The organism is Kosakonia sp. AG348 (assembly GCF_003337365.1).
In the GTDB taxonomy this organism is placed as follows: Bacteria; Pseudomonadota; Gammaproteobacteria; order Enterobacterales; family Enterobacteriaceae; genus Kosakonia.
In genome coordinates this window covers 299422-325625 of sequence record NZ_QPJR01000001.1, presented here as the reverse complement: position 1 = coordinate 325625, position 26204 = coordinate 299422, and the positions used below count along the sequence as shown (strand labels likewise).

General features: G+C 52.8%; 19 protein-coding genes and 1 pseudogene. 9 read left to right on the top strand and 11 right to left on the bottom strand.

What is annotated here, in order from left to right; all coding sequences use genetic code 11:
* Nucleotides 1-87: 87 nt before the first annotated feature.
* From infA to trxB, 6 genes and pseudogenes are all read right to left on the bottom strand, one after another.
* On the bottom strand, nucleotides 88-306 hold the full coding sequence (gene infA, locus DFO56_RS01640) for a translation initiation factor IF-1 (RefSeq protein ID WP_001040187.1): 219 nt from the start codon (nucleotides 304-306) through the stop codon (nucleotides 88-90).
* Nucleotides 234-406: pseudogene (locus tag DFO56_RS25110) on the bottom strand (hypothetical protein); the annotation flags it as partial. The pseudogene DFO56_RS25110 and the gene infA, both read right to left, overlap by 73 nt.
* Before the next feature lie 189 nt (nucleotides 407-595).
* The gene (gene aat / locus DFO56_RS01635; RefSeq protein WP_020457221.1) at nucleotides 596-1297 is read right to left on the bottom strand and encodes a leucyl/phenylalanyl-tRNA--protein transferase; all 702 of its coding nucleotides are present in this window, start codon (nucleotides 1295-1297) and stop codon (nucleotides 596-598) included.
* Nucleotides 1298-1403: 106 nt separating this feature from the next.
* On the bottom strand, nucleotides 1404-3125 hold the full coding sequence (gene cydC / locus DFO56_RS01630; RefSeq protein ID WP_045506653.1) for a cysteine/glutathione ABC transporter ATP-binding protein/permease CydC: 1722 nt from the start codon (nucleotides 3123-3125) through the stop codon (nucleotides 1404-1406).
* Nucleotides 3126-4892 carry a cysteine/glutathione ABC transporter permease/ATP-binding protein CydD gene (gene cydD, locus DFO56_RS01625; RefSeq protein WP_045506654.1) on the bottom strand — a complete coding sequence of 589 codons (1767 nt, stop codon included), beginning with the start codon at nucleotides 4890-4892 and terminating at the stop codon, nucleotides 3126-3128.
* A gap of 114 nt (nucleotides 4893-5006) precedes the next feature.
* Nucleotides 5007-5972, bottom strand: a complete 966-nt coding sequence (trxB, locus tag DFO56_RS01620) for a thioredoxin-disulfide reductase (protein ID WP_020457224.1) — start codon at nucleotides 5970-5972, stop codon at nucleotides 5007-5009.
* Nucleotides 5973-6525: 553 nt separating this feature from the next.
* On the opposite strand from trxB, the gene lrp reads away from it, so the two are divergent.
* The 5 genes from lrp (at nucleotide 6526) to serS (ending at nucleotide 14664) form a co-directional block, all read left to right on the top strand.
* Complete coding sequence (lrp, locus tag DFO56_RS01610; RefSeq protein WP_000228469.1) at nucleotides 6526-7020, top strand: leucine-responsive transcriptional regulator Lrp; 495 nt, start codon at nucleotides 6526-6528, stop codon at nucleotides 7018-7020.
* Between the two features lie 120 nt (nucleotides 7021-7140).
* Nucleotides 7141-11196 (top strand): DNA translocase FtsK 4TM domain-containing protein, encoded by a 4056-nt coding sequence (locus tag DFO56_RS01605; protein ID WP_045506656.1) that lies wholly within the window; start codon nucleotides 7141-7143, stop codon nucleotides 11194-11196.
* 119 nt (nucleotides 11197-11315) lie between these two features.
* Nucleotides 11316-11927, top strand: a complete 612-nt coding sequence (gene lolA / locus DFO56_RS01600) for an outer membrane lipoprotein chaperone LolA (RefSeq protein ID WP_045506659.1) — start codon at nucleotides 11316-11318, stop codon at nucleotides 11925-11927.
* A 9-nt stretch (nucleotides 11928-11936) separates the two neighbouring features.
* Nucleotides 11937-13280, top strand: coding sequence for a replication-associated recombination protein RarA (gene rarA, locus DFO56_RS01595; protein WP_045506662.1), 1344 nt, complete (start codon nucleotides 11937-11939; stop codon nucleotides 13278-13280).
* A 91-nt stretch (nucleotides 13281-13371) separates the two neighbouring features.
* Nucleotides 13372-14664, top strand: a complete 1293-nt coding sequence (gene serS / locus DFO56_RS01590; protein WP_017456177.1) for a serine--tRNA ligase — start codon at nucleotides 13372-13374, stop codon at nucleotides 14662-14664.
* Between the two features lie 117 nt (nucleotides 14665-14781).
* Here the strand turns inward: serS and DFO56_RS24705 are convergent, their stop codons facing one another.
* On the bottom strand, nucleotides 14782-14970 hold the full coding sequence (locus DFO56_RS24705) for a hypothetical protein (protein ID WP_045506665.1): 189 nt from the start codon (nucleotides 14968-14970) through the stop codon (nucleotides 14782-14784).
* A 159-nt stretch (nucleotides 14971-15129) separates the two neighbouring features.
* Between DFO56_RS24705 and DFO56_RS01580 the strand changes: the two genes are divergently transcribed.
* A complete protein-coding gene (locus tag DFO56_RS01580) occupies nucleotides 15130-16278 on the top strand; it encodes an MFS transporter (RefSeq protein ID WP_045506668.1) in 1149 nt (382 codons plus the stop codon).
* A 66-nt stretch (nucleotides 16279-16344) separates the two neighbouring features.
* On the opposite strand, the gene pflA is transcribed toward DFO56_RS01580, so the two are convergent.
* The 4 genes from pflA to ycaO form a co-directional block, all read right to left on the bottom strand.
* Nucleotides 16345-17085 carry a pyruvate formate lyase 1-activating protein gene (gene pflA, locus DFO56_RS01575; protein ID WP_020457230.1) on the bottom strand — a complete coding sequence of 247 codons (741 nt, stop codon included), beginning with the start codon at nucleotides 17083-17085 and terminating at the stop codon, nucleotides 16345-16347.
* Between the two features lie 194 nt (nucleotides 17086-17279).
* Complete coding sequence (gene pflB, locus DFO56_RS01570) at nucleotides 17280-19562, bottom strand: formate C-acetyltransferase (protein WP_020457231.1); 2283 nt, start codon at nucleotides 19560-19562, stop codon at nucleotides 17280-17282.
* 51 nt (nucleotides 19563-19613) lie between these two features.
* Nucleotides 19614-20471 (bottom strand): formate transporter FocA, encoded by an 858-nt coding sequence (gene focA / locus DFO56_RS01565; protein WP_020457232.1) that lies wholly within the window; start codon nucleotides 20469-20471, stop codon nucleotides 19614-19616.
* A 405-nt stretch (nucleotides 20472-20876) separates the two neighbouring features.
* A complete protein-coding gene (ycaO, locus tag DFO56_RS01560; RefSeq protein WP_045507236.1) occupies nucleotides 20877-22637 on the bottom strand; it encodes a 30S ribosomal protein S12 methylthiotransferase accessory factor YcaO in 1761 nt (586 codons plus the stop codon).
* A 136-nt stretch (nucleotides 22638-22773) separates the two neighbouring features.
* Between ycaO and DFO56_RS01555 the strand changes: the two genes are divergently transcribed.
* The 3 genes from DFO56_RS01555 (at nucleotide 22774) to aroA (ending at nucleotide 26069) form a co-directional block, all read left to right on the top strand.
* Nucleotides 22774-23466: a DUF421 domain-containing protein gene (locus tag DFO56_RS01555; protein WP_020457234.1), complete on the top strand. Its 693-nt coding sequence runs from the start codon at nucleotides 22774-22776 to the stop codon at nucleotides 23464-23466.
* A 162-nt stretch (nucleotides 23467-23628) separates the two neighbouring features.
* Nucleotides 23629-24714: a 3-phosphoserine/phosphohydroxythreonine transaminase gene (gene serC / locus DFO56_RS01550; protein WP_045506671.1), complete on the top strand. Its 1086-nt coding sequence runs from the start codon at nucleotides 23629-23631 to the stop codon at nucleotides 24712-24714.
* Nucleotides 24715-24785: 71 nt separating this feature from the next.
* The gene (gene aroA / locus DFO56_RS01545; protein WP_045506674.1) at nucleotides 24786-26069 is read left to right on the top strand and encodes a 3-phosphoshikimate 1-carboxyvinyltransferase; all 1284 of its coding nucleotides are present in this window, start codon (nucleotides 24786-24788) and stop codon (nucleotides 26067-26069) included.
* Nucleotides 26070-26204: the final 135 nt, after the last annotated feature.

Sequence of the window (26204 nt, the reverse complement as noted above, 5' to 3'; positions counted from 1 at the left end):
GGAAGGATTGGCGTAAGAAAAACAAAAGGCCGGGAATTACCCGGCCTTTTTTAAAATTGATGCGCTTAGCTGTGCTGATGGAAGATCTTAGCGGCTACGGAAGACAATGCGGCCTTTGCTCAGGTCGTACGGGGTCAGTTCCACAGTCACTTTATCGCCCGTCAGAATGCGGATGTAGTTTTTACGCATTTTACCGGAGATATGCGCAGTGACCACGTGACCGTTTTCCAGTTCTACGCGGAACATCGTATTAGGCAACGTTTCAAGAACGGTACCCTGCATTTCAATATTGTCTTCTTTGGCCATCTAATCCTCGGGGGTATCACTACCATAATTTTTGAACCGGCAAGATAATGCCGAAGTTCGTCTGTTAAGTAAAGATTTGCGCTGATAAAACGCAGCAAAACGACTTTTGCCAGTTACCCTCACGCCAACAGCCAGGACGCGCTAAAAGCGCAACCGTAAAGGGGAGCGGTGGAGTAAAGCGAAGGGCATCCCTGATACGAACAACTCCCGGGTGGGGCGGGGCAACAGGCAAAAGCTGCTCTGAGCGTCCATTATAACACCCTGATAAAAAATGTGCCGAAAACATTCGTCAGAGCGATGAAAACAGCGTTCGGGGCACCCAGAAGTGGGAAGGGAGCGGAAGTTTGCGCATTTTCTCGAGGTGTAAAAGATAATCCCGCCGCGGGATCTCAATGGCGCCGAGCGACGCAGTATGGCTATTCAGCACCTGGCAATCAATTAACTCGCCGCCCATGCGTACAAATTCGCCGCTAAAAACAAGCAATGCTGTTTTGGAGGCATTTACACGGCGACTAAACATTGATTCACCGCAGAACAGCGCCCCTTGTGACACGCCATACATCCCACCCACCAGCTCGTTACCTTCCCAGACTTCAATCGAGTGCGCATGCCCCAGCTCATGGAGGCGATGATAAGCCATCACCACGTCAGGCGTTATCCACGTGCCCTCATCGCGATCCTGCGAGCAGCCATCAATCACCTGACCAAAAGCATGATTCAGCGTTACGCGATAGGGAGAGGTTTTATGAAAACGCTTCATGCTGCGGCTGACATGAAAGGTTTCCGGCCACAGCACGGCGCGCGGATCGGGCGACCACCACAGGATTGGGTCGCCAGGCGAGAACCAGGGGAAGATACCGCGCTGGTAGGCCATTAACAAACGCGCCGGACTGAGATCGCCGCCCAGCGCCAGCAGTCCATTGGGTTCACGCAACGCCGCTTCGGGCGAAGGAAAAGCGATAGAATGACGAGAGAGCTGCACCAGGCGCATGACTTCTGTGCTCCACAACGCGACAAGGGACCCTACTTACTATCGTCATTTTGGCCGTTCCACTTTAACGTTGCCGTTACAGAAACGGCAAAATGACGAATAGCCACTACAGACGCTGCTTAAACTGGTAGTACCGACCCTGTTTCGCCATTAACGCTGCGTGATTACCTTGCTCAATTATTTGCCCGTTGTCCATCACAATTATCCGATCGCAACGCGCCAGTCCACGCAGACGGTGTGTGACCATCAGCAGCGTTTTGCCTTTCATCACATCACCCAGTAATTCAAGAATTTGGCTCTCTGTAGCAGCATCCAGACCTTCGGTCGGTTCGTCCAGAAGCACCAGCGGTACATCATGCAATAATGCGCGCGCAATCGCCAGACGGCGTAGTTCACCACCGGAGAGCTGGCGTCCACCTTCACCAAGCCAGGCGTTGAGCCCATTATCCTCAAGCAGTTTTTCCAGTCCGACGCGGGTTAGCATCGCACTCAGGGTATCGTCACTGGCCTGCGGTGAGGCCAGCAATAAGTTATCACGCAGCGTTGCGCTAAACAGATGAACACGCTGTGGCACCATACTGATAAGTTTGCGTAAATCATCTTCCGCAAAGCTTGCCAGCGGCTGGTTATTGAGACGAATCTCTCCTTGCTGCGGATCCCATGCGCGTGTCAGTAATTGCAATAACGTGGATTTGCCGCACCCGGTTCGGCCAAGGATCGCGACATGTTCTCCGGCGGCAATCGATAAAGAAATTGAGTCCAGCGCACGCTGTGGTTGGCCTGGGTAGTTAAATGTCAGGGCATCGAATTGCACGGCGACATCTGTTGGCGTGATGACACTATTTTGCGGGAACGTCACTTCCGGCTGGCATTCCGTTACCTGCGTAATACGTATGGCGGAAGCGATAACCTGCCCCAGGTGCTGGAATGCACCGGTCACCGGAGCCAGCGCTTCGAAAGCCGCAAGCGCACAGAATACAAACAGCGCAATCAACGCGCCGGGCTGCGTGTTACCGCCAATATCGGCGGAAGCAAACCACAGCATAACCAGCACTGCCGTGCCGCTGATGAGCAGCATCACGGCCTGCGAGACTGCACTTATATCGGATTGACGGCGCTGGGCGTCATGCCAGCTAAGTTCGGTGTTTTCTAACTGCGCACGATATCGCTGGCTGGCACCAAAAATGGTTAACTCCGCCTGGCCTTGCAGCCAGCTGGTTAATTGCTGGCGATACTGCCCGCGCAGGGCAGTCAGACTTTCGCCGGTCGGCTTGCCCGCGCGGTAAAATAACGGCGGCAGGATAATCAAGGTTGCCAGCATGATACCGCCTAATATCAGCGCCAGCGGTATGTCCAGTACGCTTAAACCCAGGGTGACAACAATGATCACCACCAGTGCACCAACCAGCGGGGAGATGACGCGCAGGTAAAGATGATCGAGCGTGTCGACATCGGCGACGACGCGGTTCAGTAGGTCGCCCTGGCGAAAACGCGCCAGTCCGGCAGGGGAGAGGGGGAGCAGTTTACTGAATGTCGAAACGCGCAAATGTTCCAGTACGCGAAACGTCGCATCATGGCTGACCAGCCGTTCAAAATAGCGCCCGGCCGTACGAATAATCGCTGCGCCACGCACACCGGCGGCGGGCAGCATATAGTTAAAACTGTAGATGCCCGCGACGCCAACCACGGCGCACGCAGAGAGGAACCAGCCGGAGAGCGTCAACAGGCTAATGCTGGCAAGCAAAGTGATAACGGCGAGGATAACCCCGAGCATCAACATCCACTTGTGGCGTTTATATAGTGCGAGATAAGGCAGTAAGGCGCGCATTTAAATCTCCTCCTGGCGATGGGCAAGGAGATCCGCAAAAATCCCCTTCGCAGCAACGAGTTCGGCGTAGCTGCCTTGTTCCATAATCTGGCCATCCTGCATTACCCAGATAGCATCCCAGTCAGCCAGGTTTTCTAACTGGTGCGTCACCATCAGAGTCGTTTGCTGGCGTGAGGCATCGGTAAGTGCCTGCATTACGCGTTGCTCACTGTGGGCATCAAGGCTGGCGGAAGGTTCATCCAGCAACAGTAGTTTGCAGGGAGAGAGCAGCGCACGGGCAACGGCCACACGCTGCGCCTGACCAACAGAGAGGCGTACCGCCTGATCGCCAGGCTGTGTTTCCAGTCCCTCTGGCAGCAGTTGCAGAAACTCGCTGACCCAGGCTTTATCCAGAACGGCTTGCAGCTCTGCATCGCTGGCAGTGGGGCGTGACAGCAGCACATTTTCGCGCAACGTGGTGGCGGGAAGTTGCGGATTTTGCCCAACCCAACTTATCGCTTCGCGCCAGCTATCCGGATCTAACTCACTCAGTTCGATGCCGTTAACGCGCAATGAACCTTCATAAGGCAGAAAACCGGAAAGTACATTGATAAGCGAACTCTTGCCAGATCCGCTTCTTCCTACCACGACGACGCGCTGACCCGCGGACAGGGAAAAATTGAGCGGCCCGGCGAGTACTGCGCCTTCGGGAGATTTCAGCAGCAAATCGCTCGCCGTCAGTGTTACCGGCTCATCGGTTTTCAGCGTGATATCACCTCGCTGCGGATGTGCGAGTGGCGCTTCCATAAAGGTTTTCAGGCTATCCGCTGCGCCAATCGCCTGGGCTTTAGCGTGATAAAAGGTACCGAGATCGCGCAGCGGCTGGAAGAACTCCGGTGCCAAAATTAACGCGAGAAAACCGGCGAACAGGGTTACGCCAGCCCCGTAGTGACCAAAATTCAGCTCGCCGAGATAGGAAAAACCGAAGTAGACCGCCACCAATGCAATCGATAACGAGGTGAAGAACTCCAGCACACCGGAAGATAAGAAGGCCATGCGCAGCACTTCCATGGTGCGGCTGCGAAAATCCTGCGAGGCATGACGAATATTTTCTGTTTCTGCAGCACCGCGGCCAAAAATGCGTAGCGTTTCCATTCCACGTAAGCGGTCAAGGAAGTGGCCGCTCAGGCGCGCCAGCGCTTTGAAGTTACGACGGTTTGCATCCGCCGCGCCCATTCCGACCATCGCCATAAAGAGCGGAATTAACGGAGCTGTACCCAGCAATATTAACGCCGCAGCCCAGTTAATCGGGAACAGGGTAATAACAATCAGCAGCGGAACGCTCGCCGCCAGCGCCATTTGCGGCAGGTAGCGGGCGTAGAAATCGTGCATATCATCGATTTGCTCAAGTATCAGCGTGGCCCAACTTCCTGCGGGTTTTCCCTGGATCCACGCCGGACCAGCCTGATGCAGTCGATCAAGAACCTGACGACGGATTTCGAAGCGAATATGCGCACCTGCATGGAAACCGACACGTTCACGTAGCCAGACTACCCAACTGCGCAGGATAAAAATCAGAACCAGCAAGGTGAACGGCAGTAACAGGGCTTCGCGCGGGATATTCTCCATAATCATATGGTTCAGAATACGCGCCATAATCCAGGCTTGCGCGACGATCAGCACGCCGCTGACCACGCCGAGCAGGCGGGAGAGCGTCAGCCAGCGACGGGAAATAATACTTTGCTGTTTTAACCAGCGGGTCAGTTCTTGTTGACGGGTTTTATTCATTGCGCGCTTTGCAGGTGAAGTTATCGGATTTTGAGCTGGCGCAATGTTACATCGGAGCAAAAATAAAGGCGACTTATAGTCGCCTTTTTTACCTTTGTTACTGAGTTGTAAAGATTATTTACGTTCAGCCAGCCCGTCGAGATAACGTTCTGCATCCAGCGCTGCCATACAGCCTGTACCCGCAGAAGTGATCGCCTGACGGTAAATATGATCCATGACATCACCCGCAGCAAAGACGCCAGGAACGCTGGTTTGCGTGGCGTTACCATGAATACCGGACTGCACTTTGATGTAGCCGTTTTCCAGCGCCAGTTGACCTTCAAAGATAGCGGTGTTCGGGCTGTGGCCGATAGCCACAAACAGACCTGCAACTTCCAGCGATTCGACATTATCCGCATTCTGCGTATCGCGCAGACGCAGACCGCTAACGCCCATCTGATCGCCCGTCACCTCTTCCAGCGTACGGTGAGTGTGCAGCACAATATTGCCGCTTTCCACTTTATCCATCAGGCGTTTGATGAGGATTTTTTCCGCGCGGAAGGTGTCACGGCGATGGATCAGATGCACTTCAGAGGCAATATTTGCCAGATACAGCGCTTCTTCCACTGCGGTGTTACCGCCGCCAATCACCGCGACTTTCTGGTTGCGGTAGAAGAAACCGTCACACGTTGCGCAGGCGGAAACGCCACGGCCTTTGAATGCTTCTTCAGATGCCAGGCCCAAGTAACGCGCAGACGCGCCAGTGGCAATAATCAATGCGTCGCAGGTGTACTCGCCGCTGTCGCCAGTCAGGCGGAACGGACGATTTTGCAAATCCACGCTGTTGATGTGATCGAAGATGATTTCGGTATCAAATTTGGTGGCATGTTCATGCATGCGCTCCATCAGCAGTGGCCCGGTCAGATCGTGCGGGTCACCCGGCCAGTTTTCCACTTCAGTGGTGGTGGTGAGCTGGCCGCCTTTTTCCATACCGGTAATCAGAACGGGTTGCAGGTTTGCACGCGCAGCATAGACCGCAGCGGTATAACCGGCAGGGCCTGAACCAAGGATAAGCAGCTTACTATGTTTGGCCGTACCCATGAGATCCTCATTGTTGTTTGGCAGACATTGGGCTGGATTGTAGGGAATTTACCGGCGTAAAAAAAGGGTGCAGCGATTTTGTTAACGATATGTGTAATAGAAAGGACCGATGGCTGAGGGGCTGTTTACCGCCTAAATATAATAATTCCTACTGAAAAAGCGGCAGTTATAAGGTGATAAAATGATGATTAAGGAACGACCCTGATGAATATCTGGCATGTTGTACTAAAAAAAGATGTTTTGCTTTGACAATCCCCTGCGCATTTGCGAAAACATCAAAGGAAGAAAAAAAGCAGTGTTTCGCGCGTGACGTAAATTCATGCATGTAAATGCCATTTTTACCGGGCTAGCGAAATCTACGTATGGCGTGGACAGACGCCATTCGTGATATCGATAGCTGCCCCAGGCAACGGTCTTCTCAATACTGCCCCTGGGATTACGTGACGCGCTAACTTTCATTACGCGCCGCGTAGCGCGACGGGCAAAGACTCTGAACAGTGAAGTGCACAGGGTCAAGACAGGAGTAGGGAAGGAATACAGAGAGACAATAATAATGGTAGATAGCAAGAAGCGCCCTGGCAAAGATCTCGACCGCATCGATCGTAATATTCTGAACGAATTGCAAAAAGATGGGCGTATTTCCAACGTCGAGCTTTCTAAACGAGTGGGGCTTTCCCCAACGCCATGCCTTGAGCGTGTGCGCAGGCTGGAAAGACAAGGGTTTATTCAGGGCTATACGGCGCTGCTGAACCCGCATTATCTGGATGCATCACTTCTGGTATTTGTTGAGATTACTCTGAATCGTGGCGCGCCGGATGTGTTTGAACAATTCAATGCTGCCGTGCAAAAACTTGAAGAGATTCAAGAGTGTCATCTGGTTTCAGGCGATTTCGACTATCTGTTGAAGACGCGAGTACCGGATATGTCGGCTTACCGCAAACTGTTAGGGGAAACCCTGCTGCGTCTGCCGGGCGTTAACGACACCCGCACATATGTGGTAATGGAAGAAGTCAAACAGAGCAATCGTCTGGTAATTAAGACGCGCTAATACGGAACAGGTGCAAAATCGCTGTTTTTTGATTACACTCCTGTTAATCCATACAGCAACAGTGCCGGGGAGACCCGGCGCTGTTGTCCGTTTTAGCATCAAGGACCTGGAGAGCCTGTCTTGAGCCAGGAATACACCGAAGACAAAGAAGTCACACTGACCAAGTTAAGCAGCGGACGTCGACTCCTGGAGGCGTTGCTGATCCTCGTTTCACTTTCTGCCGTTTGGTTAATGGCAGCGCTTCTCAGCTTTAACCCGTCCGATCCGAGTTGGTCGCAAACGGCCTGGCATGAGCCTATCCATAATCTTGGCGGCGTGCCCGGCGCGTGGCTTGCCGATACGCTGTTTTTCATTTTTGGCATCATGGCTTATACCATCCCGGTGATTATTATCGGCGGCTGCTGGTTTGCTTATCGCCATCGGGCCAGTGAAGACTACATCGATTATTTTGCTGTATCGCTGCGCATGATTGGCGCGCTGGCGCTGATCCTTACTTCTTGTGGTCTTGCGGCGATTAATGCGGATGATATTTGGTATTTCGCCTCCGGCGGCGTCATTGGCAGCTTGCTAAGTACCACGCTACAACCCCTGCTGCGTAGCAGTGGCGGTACGCTGGCACTGCTCTGTATCTGGGCCGCCGGTTTGACGCTGTTCACCGGGTGGTCATGGGTGACCATTGCCGAGAAAATTGGCAGTGTGATCCTCAACATTCTCACTTTTGCCAGTAATCGTACCCGTCGTGATGATACCTGGGTCGATGACGAAGAGTATGAAGAGGATGATGAAGATAAAGGTGATATCGACACTCCGCGTGAATCTCGCCGTACCCGTATTTTGCGTGGTGCACTGGCGCGGCGAAAACGGGTTGCCGAAAAGTTTGCGAATCCGATGGGGCGCAAAACTGATGAGGCGTTGTTCTCCGGTAAGCGGATGGATGACGATGAAGACGATATTGCTTATAGCGCTCGCGGTATCCCTGCGGACGCTGACGACGTGTTGTTCTCCGGGCATCGCGCAACTGAAACAGAACAGGAATACGATCCGCTGCTCAATGGTCGCAGCATAACGGCCCCCGTAGCCACCGCTGTTGCCGCGACGACTGTCGCTGCGCAGGCTTATGCCGCGCCGGTTGATCCGGTGGTGCAGGCACCGCAGGAGATTGAATGGCCCTATGCGCAGCCGCCTGTACAGCAAGCTGCTGCGTATCAGCCAACGGCAGATGAGCATAACGCTCCTGCATCTTATCAGCCTGTATCAAACCCGTCGGTTTCACCGGAAGCGGCGCATCCGTCTGCACAATATGCAGAACCACACTGGCAGCAGCCTGTCGCGCAGGATAGCTGGACGCCAGAAGCTCCAGTGACGGCGCAGCCGCAAGAGGACGATATTTATACGCAGCCGGTACACGATCCGCTGCCATGGCAGGGTGAGGCGCAGCCGCAAATCTCCCCGGCACCAGAACTCGTAATCGAACCTGAACCTGTCGTTGAAGAAGTGAAACAGACTCGCCCACCGCTCTATTACTTCGAAGAAGTAGAGGAGAAACGTGCACGCGAGCGTGAGCAACTGGCGGCGTGGTATCAGCCGATTCCTGAGCCTGAGAATATTGAACCGGTTTCGAAGCCGGTTGTGCCGACTATGCCATCAATACCGCCTGGTGAAGCAACCGTTGCGCCAGTTGCAGCCGGAGTACAGCAGGCTGCCAGTAGCGTAGCCGCGGCAACCGCTGCGGCAGGTCCGGTGTTCAGCCTTGCGGCAGGTGGTACACCGCGTCCGCAGGTGAAAGAGGGCATCGGCCCGCAGCTTCCGCGCCCGAACCGGGTCCGTGTACCAACGCGCCGTGAACTGGCTTCTTATGGTATCAAGTTGCCGTCTCAGCGGATGGCCGAAGAGCGCGCGCGCGAAGAAGATGAAATGCGCCATCATCACGATCAATTTACTGAAGACGATGCTGATATGCAGCAGCAGGATGAACTGGCACGCCAGTTCGCCGCCACGCAGCACCATCGATATGGTGATGGATTCCAGCATGAGACGCCGCAATTCCAGTCGCAGCATGCTGTACCGAGTGAAGAAGACGCTGAAGAGGCAGAGCTCGCGCGTCAGTTCGCTGCGTCGCAGCAGCAGCGGTATGCGGGTGAACAATCTGCCGGGACTCAGGCGTTTACGCCGGAGGACTTTGCGTTCTCACCAATGAAGACGCTGGTAGATGATGGCCCAGGCGAACCGCTGTTTACACCAGGCGTGATGCCGGAGCAGGAGTCCCCTGCAGAGCAGCGCCAACAACAACCGCAGCAGCATTATCAGCAGCCAGCTCATCAAGCTGTTGCACAGCCGCAGCAATACCAGCAGCCAGCTCATCAACCTGTTGCGCAGCAGCAATACCAGCAGCCGGTGCATCAACCTGTTGCGCAGCAGCAATACCAGCAGCCAGCTCATCAACCTGTTGCGCAGCAGCAATACCAGCAGCCAGTGCATCAACATGTTGCACAGCAGCAATACCAGCAGCCAGCTCATCAGGCTGTTGCACAGCCGCAGCAATATCAGCAGCCGGTGCATCAACCTGTCGCACAGCCGCAGCAGTATCAGCAGCCAGCTCACCAACCTGTGGCGCAACCGCAGCCGCAAGAAAGCCTGATTCATCCGTTGCTAATGCGTAATGGCGACAGCCGGCCGATGCAAAAACCGACAACACCGCTGCCGTCGCTGGATTTACTGACGCAGCCGCCAGCGGAAGTCGAACCGGTAGACACGTTTGCGCTGGAACAGATGGCGCGTCTGGTGGAAGCGCGACTGGCGGATTTCCGCATTAAAGCTGATGTGGTCAACTATTCTCCAGGCCCGGTTATCACACGTTTTGAGTTGAATCTTGCACCAGGTGTGAAAGCTGCGCGTATTTCGAACCTCTCCCGCGATCTGGCACGTTCGTTGTCGACTGTTGCAGTGCGTGTAGTGGAAGTTATTCCGGGTAAACCGTATGTGGGTCTGGAACTGCCGAACAAGAAACGCCAAACCGTTTACCTGCGTGAAGTACTGGACTGCGTGAAATTCCGCGAAAACCCGTCGCCGCTGACGGTAGTGCTGGGGAAAGATATCGCGGGCGATCCGGTAATAGCCGACCTGGCGAAGATGCCGCACCTGTTAGTTGCGGGTACAACTGGTTCAGGTAAATCGGTGGGCGTGAATGCCATGATCCTCAGCATGCTGTATAAAGCGACGCCGGAAGAGGTGCGCTTTATCATGATCGACCCGAAAATGCTTGAGCTGTCAGTGTATGAGGGGATCCCGCACCTGCTTACCGAAGTCGTCACCGACATGAAAGACGCTGCTAATGCCTTGCGCTGGAGCGTCAACGAAATGGAGCGTCGCTACAAGCTGATGTCGGCGCTCGGAGTACGTAATCTGGCGGGCTACAACGAGAAGATCGCAGAAGCTGCGCGAATGGGCCGCCCGATCCCGGATCCTTACTGGAAACCGGGGGACAGCATGGATGTCGAGCATCCGGTACTGGAAAAACTACCGTATATCGTGGTGCTGGTGGATGAATTTGCCGATTTGATGATGACCGTCGGTAAGAAAGTGGAAGAGCTAATTGCACGTCTGGCGCAAAAAGCGCGTGCTGCGGGCATTCACTTGGTGCTAGCGACCCAGCGTCCGTCAGTGGATGTCATTACTGGTCTGATTAAAGCCAACATCCCGACACGTATCGCATTCACTGTTTCGAGCAAAATTGACTCGCGTACCATCCTCGATCAGGGCGGTGCGGAATCGCTGCTGGGAATGGGGGATATGCTCTATTCCGGCCCGAACTCGACCTCTGCACCTGTACGTGTTCATGGTGCATTCGTTCGCGACCAGGAAGTGCACGCCGTTGTGCAGGACTGGAAAGCGCGCGGGCGACCGCAATATGTCGATGGCATTACCTCGGATAGCGAAAGCGAAGGCGGTGCAGGTGGCGGTTTTGAGGGGGGAGAAGAGCTGGATCCGTTATTCGATCAGGCTGTTAACTTCGTAACTGAAAAACGCAAAGCCTCAATCTCCGGCGTACAGCGCCAGTTCCGTATCGGCTACAACCGCGCAGCACGTATCATCGAGCAGATGGAAGCGCAGGGGATCGTCAGCGAACAAGGGCATAACGGAAACCGTGAAGTGCTGGCGCCGCCGCCGTTTGACTGATTGCAAGGATATGTAACGCAATAGAAATTCAGTCTTTTCTTCTGTTGCTGTTGATTCACGGTGCTTAGAGTGACAGAAGTATTCTCCCACGTCGGGAGTGACGTATTTAAGGAACAGCAATGAAAAAAGTCGCTTTGGTTTGTGCATTAATGGGTAGTTTGTTGGTCAGCAATGTCTGGGCTGATGCTTCCAGCGATCTGAAAAGCCGTCTCGATAAAGTCAGCAGCTTTCACGCTACCTTCACTCAAAAAGTGACTGATGGCAGCGGCGCTGCGGTGCAGGAAGGTCAGGGCGACCTGTGGGTGAAACGTCCAAACTTGTTCAACTGGCACATGACCCAGCCGGATGAAAGTGTTCTGGTGTCAGATGGTAAAACGCTGTGGTTCTATAACCCATTTGTTGAGCAGGCAACAGCGACATGGCTGAAAGACGCCACGGGTAACACGCCGTTTATGCTGATAGCCCGTAATCAGGCAAGCGACTGGCAACAGTACAATATTGAGCAAAAAGGTGACGATTTTGTGCTGACGCCGAAAGGCAACAACGGCAATCTGAAACAGTTCACCATCAACGTGGGGCGTGATGGCACTATCCATCAATTTAGCGCCATTGAGCAGGACGATCAGCGCAGCAGCTATCAGCTGAAATCACAGCAAAATGGCACCGTTGATGCGTCTAAATTTACCTTTACCCCGCCGAAGGGCGTAACGGTTGACGATCAACGCAAGTAAGAGGCGTGCATGAGTAACATGTCGCTCGACTTCTCCGATAATGCGTTTCAACCTCTGGCCGCGCGTATGCGGCCAGAAAATTTAGCGCAGTACATTGGTCAGCAACATTTGTTAGCGCCGGGTAAGCCGCTCCCGCGCGCGATAGAAGCCGGACACTTACACTCCATGATTTTGTGGGGACCGCCGGGAACGGGCAAAACCACGCTCGCAGAAGTGATCGCGCGTTATGCCAGCGCGGATGTAGAACGTATCTCTGCGGTGACCTCAGGCGTGAAAGAGATCCGTGAAGCCATTGAGCGTGCGCGTCAAAACCGTAATGCCGGGCGCCGTACCATTCTGTTTGTCGATGAGGTTCATCGCTTTAATAAAAGCCAGCAGGATGCTTTTCTGCCGCATATTGAAGATGGCACTATCACTTTTATTGGCGCGACGACGGAAAACCCCTCTTTTGAACTCAATTCTGCATTGCTGTCGCGTGCGCGCGTTTATTTGCTTAAATCGCTGACCGCTGAGGATATCGAGCAGGTTTTAACGCAGGCGATGGAAGACAAAGTGCGCGGTTACGGTGGGCAGGATATTGTTCTGCCGGATGAAACCCGACGGGCGATTGCCGAGCTGGTTGGCGGTGATGCGCGCCGGGCGCTAAATACGCTTGAGATGATGGCGGATATGGCGGAACTCGACAGTTCCGGCAAGCGTGTATTAAATCCAGAACTGCTCAAGGAAATTGCCGGTGAACGCAGCGCCCGTTTCGACAACAAAGGCGATCGGTTTTACGATTTGATCTCCGCGTTGCACAAATCGGTCCGCGGCAGTGCGCCGGATGCTGCGCTTTATTGGTATGCGCGAATTATCACCGCCGGTGGCGATCCTTTATATGTCGCGCGCCGCTGCCTGGCGATTGCCTCTGAAGATGTCGGTAACGCCGATCCGCGTGCGATGCAGGTCGCGATTGCCGCCTGGGATTGTTTTACACGCGTTGGTCCTGCAGAAGGCGAACGTGCTATTGCGCAGGCGATTGTCTACCTTGCCTGTGCGCCGAAAAGTAACGCGGTTTATACCGCCTTCAAAGCGGCACTGGCGGATGCGCGCGATCGCCCCGATTATGACGTGCCGGTTCATCTGCGTAATGCGCCAACCAAACTGATGAAAGAGATGGGCTACGGGCAGGAGTATCGCTACGCGCATGATGAACCCAATGCCTATGCCGCCGGTGAGGAATATTTCCCGCAAGAACTGGCACAGACGCGCTATTATCACCCCTCGACAAGAGGCCTTGAAGGTAAGATTGGCGAAAAGCTCGCCTGGCTTACCGAACAGGATCATAAAAGCCCTATAAAACGCTATCGCTAGTGCGGACGTTGCGGTAAGGTTACGACTTACACCATCGACCGCAGGCAGCGGTCGTATTCTTTTATTTCAATTCGATAAGCACAGGAAAAGCATGCTCGATCCCAATCTGCTGCGTACCGAGCCAGACGCAGTCGCTGAAAAACTGGCACGCCGGGGCTTTAAGCTGGATGTAGATAAATTACGTGCGCTCGAAGAGCGTCGTAAAGTCTTGCAAGTTAACACTGAAAACTTGCAGGCGGAACGCAACTCGCGATCGAAATCCATTGGCCAGGCGAAAGCACGCGGGGAAGATATCGAGCCTTTACGCCTGGAAGTGAACAAGCTGGGTGAAGAGCTGGACGCGGCTAAAGCGGAGCTGGAAACCCTGTTGGCAGAGATCCGCGACATCGCGCTGACCATCCCTAACCTGCCGGACGATTGTGTTCCAGTCGGCCGCGACGAAAACGACAACGTTGAGGTTAGCCGCTGGGGTACGCCACGCAAATTTGATTTCGACATTCGCGATCACGTAACGCTGGGTGAAATGCACAGCGGGCTGGATTTCGCCGCAGCGGTGAAACTTACTGGATCTCGCTTTGTGGTGATGAAAGGGCAGATTGCGCGTATGCATCGTGCGCTCGCACAGTTCATGCTGGATTTGCACACCGAACAGCACGGCTATGCTGAGAACTATGTTCCGTATCTGGTCAACCAGGATACGCTGTACGGCACCGGGCAGTTACCTAAATTCGCGGGTGATTTGTTCCACACCCGTCCGCTGGAAGAAGAAGCAGACAGCAGTAATTACGCGTTGATCCCGACAGCGGAAGTTCCGCTGACGAACCTGGTGCGTGATGAGATCATTGATGAAGACGATCTGCCGATCAAAATGACTGCGCATACGCCTTGTTTCCGCTCAGAAGCGGGATCTTATGGGCGTGATACGCGCGGTCTGATCCGTATGCACCAGTTCGATAAAGTTGAAATGGTGCAGATTGTTCGTCCGGAAGACTCCATGGCGGCGCTGGAAGAGATGACTGGCCACGCTGAAAAAGTGTTGCAGCTGCTGGGGCTTCCTTATCGTAAAGTGCTGCTGTGCTCGGGTGATATGGGCTTCGGCGCGTGCAAAACTTACGATCTGGAAGTGTGGGTGCCGGCGCAGGACACCTACCGCGAAATCTCTTCCTGCTCTAACGTGTGGGATTTCCAGGCTCGTCGTATGCAGGCGCGCTGCCGTAGCAAGTCCGACAAGAAAACCCGTCTGGTTCATACCCTGAATGGTTCCGGTCTGGCAGTTGGCCGTACGCTGGTGGCGGTAATGGAAAACTATCAGCAGGCTGATGGGAGAATTGAAGTGCCGGAAGTACTGCGTCCGTACATGAACGGCCTTGAGTTCATCGGCTAATCATCTGCCTGTAATGAATGTTAATTCTGAAAGCGCCTGCGGGCGCTTTTTTATTGCTTAGTTAAAACTTCGCTCTGTGCGGCGCCAGCACCAGGTTCGTATTTAACCCGCACAGAACTAGCCGAAGCTCTTTTTCAGTTTTTTGGCATGTCCTTCCTGAATGAGAACAATGCAGCCGCTATGGTGGGCAATAATTTTTACTGTGCGTTTTTCAGCGCCTGTTTCAGTCTTTTTAGTCCGGCATTCATCATGAATTTTTTCGACCGACAATTCTGTCTGTTTGCAAAAGTATTCTTTTGTTTTCAATAGAGTGAGCCGTATTGTCTTTTGTTAAGCCCAGTGCTGGATAAGTTTTACGAATCGTCGTGGTGCAAAAGGTGTCAGCGTCAAAAATCCGTGGATTGACAATGTCCTTACCGGTGGCATGATGCGCACGCAAACTGAACTTCCTCACGGTTTTTATCCATGTCCATCTATACCCGGCCAGTGCTGCTATTGCTCTGTGGCTTAATGCTGTTGACGCTGACGATCGCGACGTTAAATACGCTCGTGCCGCTCTGGCTCGCCCACGAAAACTTACCGACCTGGCAGGTTGGTATGGTGGGTTCTTCCTACTTCACTGGCAATTTGCTGGGTACGTTACTGACCGGGCGATTAATTCGCCGTCTGGGTTTTAACCGCAGTTATTATCTTGCTTCGCTGATTTTTGCCGCAGGCTGTGTTGGCCTGGGGCTAATGATTGGCTTCTGGAGCTGGATGGTTTGGCGCTTTGTCGCTGGTGTGGGCTGCGCGATGATTTGGGTGGTCGTGGAAAGCGCCCTGATGTGCAGCGGTACATCGCGAAATCGTGGGCGCCTGTTGGCAGCTTATATGATGGTTTACTATGTTGGCACAGTGCTTGGCCAGGTGATGGTCAGTAAGCTGCCGACAGATCTGATGAGCGTACTGCCGTGGACGACTGCGCTGGTGTTAACGGCGATCCTGCCGCTGCTGTTTACCCGCATTGTCAACCAGCAGAGTGAAGAGCAGGCTCCGACCTCGGTATGGCCGATGCTGCGCCTGCGCCATGCTCGCCTGGGCGTGAATGGCTGTATTATCTCCGGGATCATCCTTGGTTCACTGTACGGCTTGATGCCGCTTTATCTTTCGCACCAGGGGATCAGCGATTCGGGGATTGGTTTCTGGATGGCGCTGATGGTCAGCGCCGGTATTGTAGGGCAGTGGCCGATTGGTCGGCTGGCAGATCGTTTTGGCCGCCTGCTGGTGCTGCGTGTACAGGTGTTTGTCGTGATCGTGGGATGTTTTGCTATGTTGAGCAATGCCGCTATGGCTCCCGCGCTTTTTGTGCTCGGGACCGCAGGCTTTACCCTTTACCCGGTGGCGATGGCATGGGCCTGTGAGAAAGTGGAACATCACCAGCTGGTGGCAATGAACCAGGCGCTTCTGCTGAGTTACACCATTGGCAGCCTGCTTGGTCCGACGCTGACCGCAATGCTGATGCAAAGCTACTCAGATAGCTTGCTGTTTATCATGATTGCGGGTGTGTCGTTTATCTATCTGGTGATGCTGATGCGCAAAGCAGGACATCACCCAACGCCGGTGGCGCACGCCTGATATACGACTCTTGATAAATAAAAAAGCCACAACTGTGTGTTGTGGCTTTTTTGTCTCAGGAATGGCTCAGTACATCACTTTGTGACCGTACTGCTCCAGGATGCCTTTAACGCGCTCCATGGTCTCTTTCTTCGGCGGGTGAATGCCATCCAGCTTATACTCTTCGCCCATCGCCACCCATTTATGCTTGCCCAGCTCGTGATAGGGCAGGAGTTCGATTTTCTCGACGTTGCCCATGTCGCGGGTAAATTCACCAAGGCGATGGGCGGAATCGTCATCGTCAGACCAGCCGGGTACCACGACGTAACGGATCCAGACGTTGATATTTTTCTTCGATAAATACTGGGCGAATTCAAGGGTCCGGTGATTGGATACGCCGACCAGATTCTGGTGGATCTCATCGTTCATTTGCTTGAGATCGAGCATCACCAAGTCGGTAACTTCCAGCAATTCATCAATCACCGGATCGTAACGGCGCACAAAGCCGTTAGTATCGAGGCAGGTGTGGATGCCCTCTTTTTTACAGGCACGAAACCAGTCGCGAACGAATTCTGCCTGCAAGATTGCTTCTCCACCGGATGCCGTGACGCCACCGCCGGAGGCGTTCATAAAGTGCCGATAGGTAACGACATCTTTCATTAGTTCTTCAACGGTGATCTCTTTGCCACCATGTGTATCCCAGGTATCGCGGTTGTGGCAATACAGGCAGCGCATCAGGCAGCCCTGAAAGAAGGTGATAAAACGGATGCCCGGGCCGTCGACCGTGCCGCAGGATTCAAAGGAGTGGATGCGACCAATAACTGACATTGCGGTGTTTTCTCCAGATGTGGCCCATCCAGGGCCTGTGTCTGCGCAGTTTAATTCCTTCTGCGCTAAGTCTGTTTTGGCAGACATCCAGCAAGTATAGATGGCTGACGAAGCACACTTCAGGTGTTAAAAAGGCCCCACAGTCGTGGAGCCTTTATTATACGCTTTTTACTGCGTAGTTTCAGTCAATACCATTACATGGTCTGAGTGAAAGTACGAGTAATAACGTCCTGCTGCTGTTCTTTAGTCAGGGAGTTAAAGCGTACGGCATAACCAGAAACACGGATGGTCAGCTGCGGATATTTTTCCGGGTTTTCCATCGCGTCGAGCAGCATTTCGCGGTTCATGACGTTCACGTTCAGATGCTGACCACCTTCGATGGACGCTTCGTGATGGAAGTAACCATCCATCAGACCAGCCAGGTTGGTTTTACGGACTTCGTCATCTTTACCCAGCGCGTTCGGCACGATAGAGAAGGTGTAAGAGATACCATCTTTAGCGTAAGCAAACGGCAGTTTAGCAACGGAAGTCAGAGAGGCAACAGCACCTTTCTGGTCACGGCCGTGCATCGGGTTAGCACCCGGTCCGAACGGAGCACCAGCGCGACGACCATCCGGGGTGTTACCTGTTTTCTTACCGTACACAACGTTAGAAGTGATGGTCAGAACAGACTGAGTCGGGATAGCGTTGCGGTAAGTTGTCAGTTTCTGAATTTTCTTCATGAAACGTTCAACCAGGTCAACCGCCATATCATCAACGCGAGCGTCGTTGTTACCAAACTGCGGATATTCGCCTTCGATTTCGAAGTCGATAGCCAGACCGTCTTCGTCACGAATCGGTTTAACTTTCGCGTATTTGATAGCAGACAGGGAGTCAGCCGCTACGGACAGACCAGCGATACCGCAAGCCATGGTACGGATAACGTCACGATCGTGCAGCGCCATCAGTGAAGCTTCGTAGCTGTATTTGTCGTGCATGTAGTGGATGATGTTCAGCGCGGTGACGTACTGTTTAGCCAGCCAATCCATGAAGTGATCCATACGATCCATCACTTCGTCGAATTTCAGCACGTCGCCTTTGATCGGTTCAGATTTCGGACCAACCTGCATTTTCAGTTTTTCATCAACGCCGCCGTTGATGGCATACAGCATGGTTTTCGCCAGGTTAGCACGCGCACCGAAGAACTGCATTTGTTTACCCACAACCATCGGGCTTACACAGCAAGCAATTGCGTAGTCATCGTTGTTGAAGTCCGGACGCATCAGATCATCGTTCTCATACTGCAGAGAAGAGGTATCGATGGAGACTTTCGCAGCGAATTTTTTGAAGTTCAGCGGCAATTTTTCAGACCACAGAACAGTGATGTTCGGTTCCGGAGACGGGCCCATGGTGTACAGGGTGTTCAGGAAACGGAAGCTGTTTTTGGAAACCAGCGTACGGCCATCAACGCCCATACCACCGATAGATTCAGTTGCCCAAATCGGGTCGCCAGAGAACAGTTCATCATATTCAGGAGTACGCAGGAAGCGAACCATACGCAGTTTCATGACCAGGTGGTCAATCATTTCCTGAGCGTCTTGCTCAGTGATTTTGCCTGCTTTCAGGTCACGTTCGATGTACACGTCCAGGAAGGTGGATACGCGGCCGAAGGACATTGCAGCGCCGTTTTGAGACTTAACAGCGGCCAGGTAACCGAAGTAGGTCCACTGGATTGCTTCCTGAGCGTTGGTAGCCGGACCAGAGATATCGCAACCGTATTTCGCTGCCATCTCTTTGATCTGACCCAGTGCGCGATGCTGTTCAGCAATTTCTTCACGCAGACGGATAGTCGCTTCCAGGTTTACGCCATTTTCCAGATCAGACTGCAGAGACTGGAACTGAGCGTATTTGTCTTTCATCAGGAAGTCGATGCCGTACAGCGCAACGCGACGGTAGTCACCAATGATACGACCGCGGCCGTAAGCATCCGGCAGACCGGTCAGGACACCGGATTTACGGCAGTTCAGAATGTCTTTGGTGTAAACATCGAATACACCCTGGTTATGGGTTTTACGGTATTCGGTGAAGATTTTTTTAAGTTGCGGATCCAGTTCGCGGTTGTACGCTTTGCAGGAACCTTCAACCATTTTGATGCCGCCGAACGGAATGATTGCGCGTTTCAGCGGAGCTTCAGTTTGCAGGCCAACGATTTTCTCTAACGATTTGTTGATGTAACCAGCGTCGTGAGAAGTGATGGTTGATGCAATGGAGGTGTCAAAATCAACTGGCGCGTGGGTGCGGTTTTCCAGTTTAACGCCTTCCATGACCTTGTCCCACAGTTTGGTGGTCGCTTCAGTAGCGCCAGCCAGGAAGGACTCATCGCCTTCGTACGGGGTGTAGTTTTTCTGGATAAAGTCACGTACGTTGACTTCTTTCTGCCAGTCACCTTTCGCAAAACCTTCCCAGGCTGTGGCTAATTTTTCATTAAGCTCGGACATGTAACACCTACCTTCTTAAGTGGATTTTTTATTTACTGCCTGGAACAACCATTAATGATGATCGTTGCCACGCAGGTAAATGACCCAGTATGTCAACCCGACTAATAATCCTCCACCGATGATATTCCCGATTGTTACGGGGATCAGGTTATCAGTGATGAAATTCATAATGGTCAGGTGTGAGAAATTTTCCGGGCTGGAACCTACAGCGGTCCAGAACTCCGGGCTTGCAAAGTTGCGAATTACAATACCCATCGGGATCATAAACATATTCGCAATACTGTGTTCAAAACCGCTGGCAACAAACATCGCCACCGGCAGAACCATAATCATGGCTTTATCCATCAGGCTGCGACCGGAATAACTCATCCACACGGCCATACAAACCATCAGGTTAGCCAGAATGCCCAGCGCCACGGCTTCAATAAATGTGTGGTGTACTTTATGGTCTGCGGTTTGTAGCACGTTTAAGCCCCAGCCGCCGTTGGCGACCATATACTCGCCAGACAACCACATTAACAACACAAACAGTAGCGCACCCACCAGGTTGCCGACATAGACGTTAATCCAGTTGCGGGCCAGTTGCCCCCAGGTAATACGTCCACTGGCTTTAGCCACGACAATCAGTACGGTTGAAGTAAAGAGATCTGCACCGCAAATGATGCAAAGAATCAGCCCCAGGGAGAAGCAGACACCACCGATCAGTTTAGCAATACCGTACGGCATTGCACCGGAACCTGTGGTGGCGGTGATGTAGAAAACGAAAGCAATGGAGATAAACACACCTGCGGTAATCGCAAGATAGAAAGTCTTAAGCGGATGTTTAGTCGCTTTATAGACACCAGCTTCTTCGGCAACTTTGGCCATCTCGGCTGGAAGAATAAGATCAAAAGGGTTGTCAGCTTTCACACTAACTCTCTCTTTATTAAGTCGGCGACGAGATACTAACAAAGCATTATAGAAGAGAATTTGATATGGATCATATCTCGCCTGGCTTATAGGACCGCAAAGAGCGTGGTTTTTCTACGAATGCGGAGTAACTTGTTGATTATCAAAATAAAAATAAAGTTTAAAAATTGCAAAATGAGTTGAATTTTTTTATGTGCCCTCCCAAAAAACAGTTAATTAAAATGGAGTAATTGCCATAAGAAGTAACAATATTAGTTGGAGTGGATAATTATATTTACCCATATTTAACTTTCATATTACATATGGCTGTCATTGCCAAAAAATAAATAAAACGGGGCAATGAAATTGCCCCGTAATATAGCGTAGACCACTCATTAAGCCTACATATTGTCGTGCTACTTGTCGTTATTTCGACCAGAATGCCCGTTTGGCTCGTTGTAATTTTTCGTAAGCCGCTAACAGCGACTGATGCGCCGGGAATGCCTGCAGGGAACCGTCTGCCGGTTGCAGGTCGTAGAACGGCGCTTCACCGCTTAATGCGGCGCTGGCGGCTTCAACCGCTTGCGCACCATACATACGTACGAATGCATTCAGGTATTGTAGCGGCTCGCGCTCCTCTTCCTGCGCCAGTAATAATAATGTCTGCAGGCAGCGGTAGTAGTTGGCCCGTTCGGCGCTAAAGATCGAGGCATTGAATTCCATCGTCCATTCAGTCCAGGCTAATGCCTGATCCAAATCGCCGCCTGCCAGCGCCAGCATCGCTTTTAGTTCACCAATGCGCAGCGTGTACCAGCCATTGTCTTTACCGGTCGCCAGACCCAACAGCTCGCGAACGCGGGTGAAGTCATCATGACCTTCGTCATCAAGCTGCGCGATAAGGTTGAGGTACTCCTCTTTTTCCCATTCACTGCCAGGCAAAGAGAGAATTGTTTCGCGCAAATGGCTGCCCATGGTGTTGTTCGCCAGCCACAGATCTTCGGCCGGATAAATATCGGACATGCCAGGCACCAGAATACGGCAGGCGTAAACACCCAGATGCTCATAATCGGCAATATAGACTTCTTTATCTTCTGCCTTAAAGATAGCCATGAGTGTGGCGAACTCTTCTTCCGTCGTGCCTGCGAAGCTCCAGTCAACAAACGGATAATCCGCATCCTGCTTGAACAGATCCCAGGAGATCAAACCGCTGGAGTCGATAAAATGCGTTTCGAGGTTGGCATGCTCAGCCACTTCTTCATCATCAAAGGTTGGCGGTGTGAAGACATCCAGATCTTTCAACCCGCGGCCTTGCAGCAGCTCGGTAACAGTACGCTCAAGTGCCACGCCGAAATCAGGATGTGCGCCAAAAGAGGCAAAACAGGTGCCATTGGCCGGGTTGAACAGGACAACGCAGATAACCGGGTATTTACCGCCCAGGGAACCGTCGTAAGCGAAGATCGGGAAACCTTCCGCTTCCAGTTTGGCAATCGCTTCGACAACGCCCGGGTAGCGCGCCAGCACATCCTGCGGAATTTCTGGCAGGCTGATGCTCTCGGCAATAATGCGATTTTTAATATGGCGTTCGAACACTTCGGACAGCCCCTGCACGCGGGCTTCATTGCGCGTGTTCCCGGCGGACATGCCGTTAGAAACATATAAGTTGCCGACGATATTCATCGGGATATAAACCGTCTGCTCATCAGACTGGCGGGTAAACGGCAGGGCACAGATACCGCGCTCATCATTGCCGGATTGCAGATCAACGAGCATCCCGGCAGCCAGTTCGTTCTGCGGATCGTAGTAGGCGCGCAGACGCGCATCCAGAATGCCTTCCGGCAGAGAATCATCTTCCGGCAGCGGGAACCATTTCTCATTCGGATAATGAACGAACGGGCTCTGAGCGATAGCATCACCCAGCCAGAAATCAGCGAAGAAGTAGTTGGTGGACAGACGCTCGAAATACTCGCCCAGCGCAGAGGCCAGCGCGGCTTTTTTGGTCGCACCTTTGCCGTTGGTGAAGCACAGCGCGCACTCTTTATCGCGAATATGCACTGACCAGACGTTTGGCACCGGATTCAGCCATGAGGCCTCTTCGATGTTAAAACCGAGATCGGTGAGCTTTTGCTGGAAGCGAGCGATGGAATCTTCCAGCGCGGCGTCTTTGCCGGGAATAAATGTTTGAGTCATGGCGGTCACTTTTTTCGTACGTAAAGCGCGCAATGATACGGGTTTTGCGTGACTGACGCTATCTTCCACGTCTGACCGACGAAAATAAAACTTATGGCTATGATTAAGAAAAGTAACGACTGTTCAGGCATAAAAAATGAAAGCGTTTGATCTGCATCGCATGGCGCTCGACAAGGTCCCTCTTGAGTTTCTCGGGGAAGTCGCACTGCGTAGTGTCTATACCTTTGTTTTGGTCTTTTTATTTCTCAAAATCACCGGACGACGCGGCGTACGCCAGATGTCCCTGTTTGAGGTGCTGATAATCCTGACTCTGGGATCGGCGGCCGGGGATGTCGCTTTTTACGACGATGTTCCCATGCTGCCGGTGCTGGTGGTTTTTATCACTTTAGCGTTGCTCTACCGGTTTGTGATGTGGCTGATGTCGCACAGCGAAAAGCTGGAAGATTTGCTGGAAGGCAAACCGGTTGTCATTGTTGAGAATGGCGAACTGGCCTGGGAAAAGGTGCATGCGGCGAACATGACCGAGTTCGAGTTCTTTATGGAGCTACGTTTAAATGGCGTGGAACAACTCGGACAGATTCGTCTGGCAATAATGGAAACCAACGGTCAAATCAGCGTTTATTACTTCCCGGACGATGAGGTGAAACCCGGGTTATGTATTTTGCCTGAAGGTTGCAGTGAGCGTTTCACGACGGTTCCCGAAGCGGGGGATTATGTTTGTGTCCGCTGCAGTAAAATTGTCGCCATGCATAAAGGGGAAAAGCAATCTTGCCCGCGTTGTGCAAATCCGGAATGGTCGAAGGCAAGCCGGGCTGTTCGCGTGACATAACAGCGTTTTTATCGGGTCTGGGGTGAGCAAACAAAACTTTCTGCTATGTGAGTTAGCGCACATCTTGCCGCTGGCACCCATTACCCGTTGCGGCGCGTAGCGCTGAATGATAAAACCGATGTCACAGGAATAACTTATTGCTTTATAGCGTGGTGAGGGGAAATGACTCAGGTCTTTAATTTTAGTTCTGGCCCGGCAGTATTACCGGCGGATGTGCTCAAACAAGCGCAACAAGAGCTGTGCGACTGGCAAGGTCTTGGAACGTCGGTGATGGAAATTAGCCATCGTGGTAAAGAGTTTATCCACGTGGCGGAAGAAGCAGAAAAGGATTTTCGCGACCTGCTGAATATTCCCTCTAACTATAAGGTTCTGTTCTGTCACGGCGGCGGTCGCGGCCAGTTCGCGGCTGTTCCGCTGAACTTGCTGGGCGATAAAACCACCGCTGACTACGTTGATGCGGGCTACTGGGCGGCGAGCGCGGTAAAAGAAGCGAAAAAATACTGCTCACCGAACGTTATTGACGCCAAAATCACTGTTGATGGTCTGCGCGCGGTGAAACCGATGCGCGACTGGCAACTGAGCGATAATGCGGCCTATCTGCACTACTGTCCGAACGAAACGATCGACGGTATTGCGATCGATGAAACACCGAACTTCGGTGATGTGGTTGTCGCCGCTGACTTCTCCTCGACTATTCTCTCTCGTCAGATTGACGTAAGCCGTTTTGGCGTGATCTACGCAGGCGCGCAGAAAAATATCGGCCCGGCGGGTTTGACGCTGGTGATTGTGCGCGAAGATCTGCTGGGTAAAGCGCATCAGGCTTGCCCGTCGATCCTGGATTACACCGTGCTGAACGAAAACGACTCGATGTTTAACACGCCCCCGACCTTTGCCTGGTATCTCTCTGGACTGGTGTTTAAGTGGCTGAAAAAACAGGGCGGTGTGGCAGCAATGGACAAAATCAACCAGCAAAAAGCCGATCTGTTGTACGGCGTGATCGACAGCAGCGATTTCTACCGCAACGATGTGGCGAAAGCGAACCGCTCGCGCATGAATGTGCCGTTCCAGCTGGCAGATAGCGCGCTCGATAAAGTCTTCCTGGAGGAGTCGTTCGCTGCGGGTCTGCACGCGCTGAAAGGTCACCGTGTTGTCGGCGGGATGCGCGCCTCTATCTATAATGCGATGCCGTTAGCTGGTGTACAGGCGCTCACTGATTTCATGGTCGATTTCGAACGCCGCCACGGTTAATCGCACTGTTTTGACGTACCCCCGTAGTTTCACTGCGGGGGTTTTATTCTGTTAGTTGAGAGTGAAGTTTCATGGAATGCCTGACGTTACAACCCATCGCGCGAGTAGATGGCACCATCAATCTGCCTGGTTCAAAGAGTGTCTCCAACCGCGCCTTGTTGCTGGCCGCATTCGCTCGTGGCACGACTGTTCTGACTAACTTGCTGGACAGTGATGATGTGCGCCACATGCTCAATGCCCTCAGCGCGCTGGGAGTTCATTACACGTTGTCTGCCGATCGTACCCGTTGTGAAGTGACGGGGGTTGGTGGCCCGCTGCATTCAGCAGAAAAACTGGAGCTGTTTCTGGGTAACGCAGGAACTGCCATGCGTCCGTTGGCCGCCGCGCTGTGTCTTGGCGAAAACAATATTGTGCTGACTGGCGAGCCGCGCATGAAAGAGCGTCCGATTGGCCATCTGGTTGATGCGCTTCGTCAGGGCGGGGCAAAGGTTGATTATCTTGAGCAGGAAAATTATCCGCCACTGCATTTGCGCGGTGGCTTTACGGGCGGTGAAGTGAGTGTCGATGGCAGCGTTTCCAGCCAGTTTTTAACCGCATTGCTGATGGCAGCCCCGCTGGCGCCCAACGACACGGTTATCACTATCAAAGGTGACCTGGTATCCAAACCGTATATTGATATCACACTGCATCTGATGAAGACCTTTGGCGTTGAGGTTGAAAATCAGCAATATCAACGCTTTGTTGTGCGCGGTGCGCAGCAATACCAGTCCCCGGGCCATTATCTGGTCGAGGGTGATGCGTCTTCTGCTTCTTATTTCCTCGCGGCCGGTGCAATCAAAGGCGGTACGGTGAAAGTGACCGGTATAGGCCGTAACAGCGTGCAGGGCGATATTCGCTTTGCTGATGTGCTGGAAAAAATGGGCGCGACCGTGGTCTGGGGCGATGATTATATTGCCTGCACCCGTGGTGAGTTGAACGCCATCGATATGGATATGAACCACATTCCCGATGCGGCAATGACCATCGCGACGGCAGCGCTGTTTGCCAAAGGCACGACCACTCTGCGTAATATCTATAACTGGCGCGTAAAAGAGACCGATCGCTTGTTCGCGATGGCGACAGAGTTGCGTAAAGTCGGGGCCGAAGTGGAAGAGGGCGAAGACTATATTCGCGTGACGCCGCCTGCCAGGCTGCAGCTTGCGGAAATCGCGACTTATAACGACCACCGTATGGCGATGTGTTTCTCGCTGGTGGCGCTGTCTGATACGCCGGTTACCATTCTTGATCCGAAATGTACAGCGAAGACCTTCCCGGACTATTTCGAGCAATTAGCCGATATTAGTACGCTGGCATAACTTCCCTTCTTGCGGGCTGGTGTAAATCAGCCCGCTTCCCGCGCAATTATTCTACACTCAGCTGCATCCTCTTCGGTTATTCGCACGCAACAGTAACGGTTGTGGACATTGGCGCGTATAATGCGCGCGGTTATG

Coding starts and splice junctions, on each gene's coding strand:
- infA (WP_001040187.1), bottom strand. CDS start 306: ATGGCCAAAGAAGACAATATTGAAATGCAGGGTACCGTTCTTGAAACG.
- aat (WP_020457221.1), bottom strand. CDS start 1,297: ATGCGCCTGGTGCAGCTCTCTCGTCATTCTATCGCTTTTCCTTCGCCC.
- cydC (WP_045506653.1), bottom strand. CDS start 3,125: ATGCGCGCCTTACTGCCTTATCTCGCACTATATAAACGCCACAAGTGG.
- cydD (WP_045506654.1), bottom strand. CDS start 4,892: ATGAATAAAACCCGTCAACAAGAACTGACCCGCTGGTTAAAACAGCAA.
- trxB (WP_020457224.1), bottom strand. CDS start 5,972: ATGGGTACGGCCAAACATAGTAAGCTGCTTATCCTTGGTTCAGGCCCT.
- lrp (WP_000228469.1), top strand. CDS start 6,526: ATGGTAGATAGCAAGAAGCGCCCTGGCAAAGATCTCGACCGCATCGAT.
- lolA (WP_045506659.1), top strand. CDS start 11,316: ATGAAAAAAGTCGCTTTGGTTTGTGCATTAATGGGTAGTTTGTTGGTC.
- rarA (WP_045506662.1), top strand. CDS start 11,937: ATGAGTAACATGTCGCTCGACTTCTCCGATAATGCGTTTCAACCTCTG.
- serS (WP_017456177.1), top strand. CDS start 13,372: ATGCTCGATCCCAATCTGCTGCGTACCGAGCCAGACGCAGTCGCTGAA.
- DFO56_RS01580 (WP_045506668.1), top strand. CDS start 15,130: ATGTCCATCTATACCCGGCCAGTGCTGCTATTGCTCTGTGGCTTAATG.
- pflA (WP_020457230.1), bottom strand. CDS start 17,085: ATGTCAGTTATTGGTCGCATCCACTCCTTTGAATCCTGCGGCACGGTC.
- pflB (WP_020457231.1), bottom strand. CDS start 19,562: ATGTCCGAGCTTAATGAAAAATTAGCCACAGCCTGGGAAGGTTTTGCG.
- ycaO (WP_045507236.1), bottom strand. CDS start 22,637: ATGACTCAAACATTTATTCCCGGCAAAGACGCCGCGCTGGAAGATTCC.
- DFO56_RS01555 (WP_020457234.1), top strand. CDS start 22,774: ATGAAAGCGTTTGATCTGCATCGCATGGCGCTCGACAAGGTCCCTCTT.
- serC (WP_045506671.1), top strand. CDS start 23,629: ATGACTCAGGTCTTTAATTTTAGTTCTGGCCCGGCAGTATTACCGGCG.
- aroA (WP_045506674.1), top strand. CDS start 24,786: ATGGAATGCCTGACGTTACAACCCATCGCGCGAGTAGATGGCACCATC.